The sequence below is a fragment of the Stenotrophomonas sp. 05L413 genome (genome assembly GCF_056397945.1).
Genome location: NZ_JBFTOL010000014.1, coordinates 1 through 4,836 on the forward strand (window position 1 = coordinate 1; position 4,836 = coordinate 4,836).

Below are 4,836 nucleotides of genomic sequence, written 5' to 3' on the forward strand. Positions count from 1 at the left end.
TCGGTGCAGCGCGTGACCGACATCATGGCCGAGATCTCCGCGGCCTCGCAGGAGCAGTCCGCCGGCATCGAGCAGGTCAACCAGACCGTGGTGCAGATGGATGAGACCACCCAGCAGAACGCCGCGCTGGTGGAAGAAGCCACCGCCGCCGCCCGTGCCATGGAAGAACAGGCCGGCCATCTGACCGATGCGGTCGCGCTGTTCAAGCTGGAGGGCCAGGCGCACGCAGCACCCGCAGCCGTCATCCGCGCACCCGCCCCGCCGCGCGCTGCGGCACCGGCCAAGCCGCGCAGCGTGGTGGCCGCGCCCCGCCGTGTCATGAGCCGTGAACCGGCCCTGGCCAACGATACCGAGTGGCAGGAATTCTGATCGCGTTCGGCACGTGATCGATCGACCTTCGACACCCCGCTCCGGCGGGGTGTCGTCGTTTCGCCGGTGCCATGCCACGCCACAGCCGCACAATTCCCCCTACATAAATGTGAACTACTGCCGATAAACGGACTGAGCCCCGGCATCTACGCATGCCGGCACCCGCCCAACTCAGCAGATTCCATGTCCGAAGGCAGCCTCGACGCACACGACCGATCCCATGCCGCGCACGACGACGGCACGGATGACAGGTACCTGGTCCGCAATCCCCGCCAGATCCGGCAGTTGCTGCAGGCGCTGATCGACCAGCGTTCGTTGATCAACGCCCATCTGGGCGGCCGCGATCAATCCTTCCCCACCGCGGTGCTGGAACTGGACGAAGACGACGATTGGCTGCTGCTGGACGGCAGCCCGTCCGAGCCCGCCAACCGCGCCGCCGAAGACGCCGGCCACCTGCTCTGCTTCGCCCAGCTGGACCGGGTGATGGTGCGCTTCCGCCTGGATGGCCTGGAACGCGTTCGCAACGAAGGGCATGTTGCTTTCCGCGTGCCCTTCCCCGACGAGCTGGTGCACCTGCAGCGCCGCGAACTGTACCGGCTGGAAACGCCGATCACCGATTCGCCCCACCTGCAGTTCCCGATCAACGAAGACCGCAGTGAGATCCTGCAGTTGCGCGTGGTGGACATCAGCGGCGGCGGCCTGGCCGTCACGGTGCCGGTGGACTGCAACGTATTCTCCCTGCAGAAACGCTACGCCGCCCAGCTCGACCTCCCCGACGGCAGCCCGCTGCACGTCTCGCTGATCGTCTGCAACCAGTTGGCGGTCAAGCTGCCCAACGGTGTCGAGATGAAGCGCATCGGCATGCGCTTCGACGACCTCCCGCGCGGTGGCGACAGCGCGATCCAGCGCTACATCTTCCGCATCGACCGGCAGCGCAGTGCGAGGAAGAATGGGGAGAGTTGATGGCTGCCTCAACTGCTCGGCGGTTTGATGCTGCGTGACTGGGTCGGCGCGGGTGGGTTGGCGGGACACGCCCCCACCCACACCAGCCCAGCCGCCGAACGCAGCACCGCCAACGCCGTTGCTCTCGCCAAGCACCCTAAAGTCGTCCCCGGCCAGGCCGATATCCAGCGTGACCCCCGGTTATTCGACCGCCACGCCCGACCCAGGACCCCTCGATGAACGACAAGAATACCAACGCCGCCAGCGACGGCGGCGAATACCTCAGCTTCACCCTCGGCGCCGAGCACTACGGCGTGGACATCCTTAAAGTCCAGGAAATCCGCGGCTACGACTCCGTCACCCGCGTCCCCGATGCCCCGGACTACATCAAAGGCGTCATCAACCTGCGCGGCACCATCGTCCCCGTCATCGACCTGCGCCTCAAGCTGCGCCTGGAAAATGCCACCTACGACGCCTTCACCGTCATGATCGTGCTCAACGTCGAAGACCGCGTCGTCGGCATCGTCGTCGACAGCGTCTCCGACGTCATCCCGCTGGCTGCCGATCAGATCCGCCCGACGCCCGAGTTCGGCGCCGCCGTCGATACCCGCTTCATCTCCGGCATCGGCACCCAGGACGATCGCATGCTGATCCTGCTGGATATCGAAACCCTGCTCGACAGCGCCGACATGGGCCAGGCCCCGGTCATCGACGACGTCGCAGCCTGAGACATACGTCACAGAACAAAGCGCTGTCTGCGCCCGGTACGTACCGTGGCGGCCACTGACGAAAAAACGTGCTTCAGTTCCGCCCGGACCGGCCGATAGCTGGTTTCAGAACCCGGCTGCACTGGATCGCCCATGGCCGGGCCAACTGCCCATATCCCCGGAGAATCTTCCCGATGAAGTCCCTGCTTGCCCTGTTCTCGGTCGCCGTGATCGCCTCTTCCACCTCTACTGCATTCGCCCAGTCCGGTGAAATGATTCCGCCGGAAATGGCCCCGCGCTCGGTCGGCAAGGACGGCATGGTCTGCGGCAAGGTCGAAAAGGCCCGGTACGCCGAAGGCTCTGAAGGCCAGCCGACCTTCCTGTACATGGGCGGCGCTTTCCCGCGCCACACCTTCTCGGCCCGCATCGCCGGCGCCAACCGCGACAAGTTCAGCTTCCCGCTGGAATCGCTGGAAGGCAAGACCGTCTGCGTGATCGGCAAGATCGCCCGCGATGCCTCGCGCGCTGAAATCGAAGTCAGCTCGCCGGCCGGCCTGAAGCTGGCCAACATCAAGTAATTCCCCGTACGCCCTGCCACGCCGGCCCAGGCCGGCGTGGTCGCTGCAACCGGCCCCGACGGCCGGACGCGTTTGCCACTGGAGACCGCACCTGCCATGCCGTGGATCAACAACCTCAAACTGATGCCCAAGTTGATGCTGACTTTCGGCGTCCTCCTGCTGGTAATGCTGCTGCAGGGCATCGTGGCCTATCGTGGCCTGCACTCACTCAACAACGTCACCACCGAACTGGCCGGACCCCGGATGGACAGCATCCGCATGGCCGGCGAGCTGCGTGGCATGGTCGGCGAGTACCGCAACTCCGCTTACCAGGGCCTCATCCGCGCCAGCGATGACGTCAAGGCCGAAGCCAAGTCCCGCGCGGCGGAGCTTCGCACCCAGATCGATGCCTCGATCAAAAAATACCCCGCGCTGATCGACAATCCGCAGCAGAAGAAGCTGTTTGACACCTTCGCCAAGGATTGGACGGACTCGCTGGCGTCCTACGACGCCGTCACCGAAATGCTCGAGCTGGACCTGCCCGACGATGCCGTGGACACCTTTGTCGGTGAAACCCGCGCCAAGCATCGCAAGGCCTCGGCCGCGCTCGAAGCGCTGATCGCCGAAGACAACCGCCTCTCGCGCGCCTCCCGCGAAGAAGCCGAATCCACTTATGCCGCCTCGGCCACGCTGACCGTCATCACCCTGCTCGGCGGCGCCGCCCTGGGCCTGGTGCTGGTGTATCTGTTTGCCCGTTCACTGGTGGGCAGCATGCGCGGCGCCGTCTCGGTCGCCAACGATGTGGCCAGCGGCAAGCTGGACGGCCATATCGATGTCAGCCGCAAGGATGAAGTCGGCGATCTGCTGCAGGCCATGCAGCGCATGCAGCGCGATCTGCGCGAGCGTACCGAAACCGACCAGGCCATCGCCCGCGAGAACCTGCGCATCCGGACTGCGCTGGATTACAGCTCCACTGGCGTCTACCTGACCGATGCGCACCACACCATCGTGTACAGCAACCGCGCCCTGCAGCAGACCCTGAGCCAGTACGAAGCCGACATCCGCAAGGACCTGCCGGACTTCGACGCCGCCGCCTCGCTGATCGGCAAGTCGGCCGCCGCGCTGGAGCACGGCAGCGAAATGGATCCCAAGACCCTGGCCCAGCTGCAGCAGCACGGCGTCAGCCGCCGCCCGATGCAGTTCGGCGAAGCCCAGTTCGCCCAGGTCATCTCCTCGATCGCCAACGAACAGGGTGAGACCGTCGGCCACGTCATCGAATGGCGCGACCGCACTCCGGAAGCCCTGGTGGAAGCCGAAGTGGCCCGCGTGATCGCCCAGGCCGCAGCCGGCGACCTCTCCGGCCGCATCGACAGCGATGGCAAGGAAGGCTTCTTCCTGCAGCTGGCCCAGCAGCTCAACGGCCTGCTGGATGCCAACTCGGCCAGCATCGAACAGGTCTCCAACCTGCTCGCCGCGCTGTCCCAGGGCGACCTGACCGTGCGTATGCACGGCGACTTCCAGGGCGTGTTCGCCAGGATGCGCGACGACGCCAACGCCACCGCCGAGCAGCTCAGCGGCATCGTCACCCGGATCAAGCACTCCAGCCAGCAGATCAACTCGGCCGCCAGCGAGATCGCCACCGGCAACAGTGACCTGTCGCGCCGTACCGAACAGCAGGCCGCCAACCTGGAAGAAACCGCGGCCTCGATGGAGGAACTGACGTCCACCGTGCGCCAGAACGCCGAGCATGCCCGCCAGGCCAATCAGCTCGCCATCGGTGCGCACACCGTGGCCTCGCAGGGCGGTGACGTGGTCGGCCAGGTCGTCACGACCATGAGCGCGATCCAGACCTCGTCCAAGAAGATCGCCGAGATCATCTCGGTCATCGACGGCATCGCCTTCCAGACCAACATCCTCGCGTTGAACGCGGCCGTCGAAGCGGCACGCGCCGGTGAACAGGGGCGCGGCTTCGCGGTCGTGGCCTCCGAAGTACGCACCCTGGCCCAGCGTTCGGCCGGTGCGGCCAAGGAGATCAAGGGCCTGATCGACGACTCCGTCGGCAAGGTCAATGACGGCTCGGCGCTGGTGCAGAAGGCAGGCGCCACCATGGGCGAGATCGTCGCCTCGGTGCAGCGCGTGACCGACATCATGGCCGAGATCTCCGCGGCCTCGCAGGAGCAGTCCGCCGGCATCGAGCAGGTCAACCAGACCGTGGTGCAGATGGATGAGACCACCCAGCAGAACGCCGCGCTGGTGGAAGA

Annotated in this window: 4 protein-coding genes and 1 pseudogene; all 5 read left to right on the top strand. The window is 65.9% G+C overall.

Annotation, left to right across the window (positions count from 1 at the left end; all coding sequences use genetic code 11):
- Positions 1-369: pseudogene (locus AC1DIQ_RS18910) on the top strand (methyl-accepting chemotaxis protein); the annotation flags it as partial.
- A gap of 183 nt (positions 370-552) precedes the next feature.
- Positions 553-1,332 carry a flagellar brake protein gene (locus tag AC1DIQ_RS18915; RefSeq protein WP_121036719.1) on the top strand — a complete coding sequence of 260 codons (780 nt, stop codon included), beginning with the start codon at positions 553-555 and terminating at the stop codon, positions 1,330-1,332.
- A 215-nt stretch (positions 1,333-1,547) separates the two neighbouring features.
- Complete coding sequence (locus AC1DIQ_RS18920; RefSeq protein WP_121036718.1) at positions 1,548-2,039, top strand: chemotaxis protein CheW; 492 nt, start codon at positions 1,548-1,550, stop codon at positions 2,037-2,039.
- A 173-nt stretch (positions 2,040-2,212) separates the two neighbouring features.
- A complete protein-coding gene (locus tag AC1DIQ_RS18925) occupies positions 2,213-2,596 on the top strand; it encodes a hypothetical protein (RefSeq protein WP_121036717.1) in 384 nt (127 codons plus the stop codon).
- A gap of 96 nt (positions 2,597-2,692) precedes the next feature.
- The coding region (locus AC1DIQ_RS18930) for a methyl-accepting chemotaxis protein (protein WP_478050596.1) at positions 2,693-4,836 on the top strand (2,144 nt) is incomplete at its 3' end.

Bases quoted from the DNA above. Each gene is read 5' to 3' on its own strand.
- AC1DIQ_RS18915 (WP_121036719.1), top strand. From the start codon at position 553: ATGTCCGAAGGCAGCCTCGACGCACACGACCGATCCCATGCCGCGCAC.
- AC1DIQ_RS18920 (WP_121036718.1), top strand. From the start codon at position 1,548: ATGAACGACAAGAATACCAACGCCGCCAGCGACGGCGGCGAATACCTC.
- AC1DIQ_RS18925 (WP_121036717.1), top strand. From the start codon at position 2,213: ATGAAGTCCCTGCTTGCCCTGTTCTCGGTCGCCGTGATCGCCTCTTCC.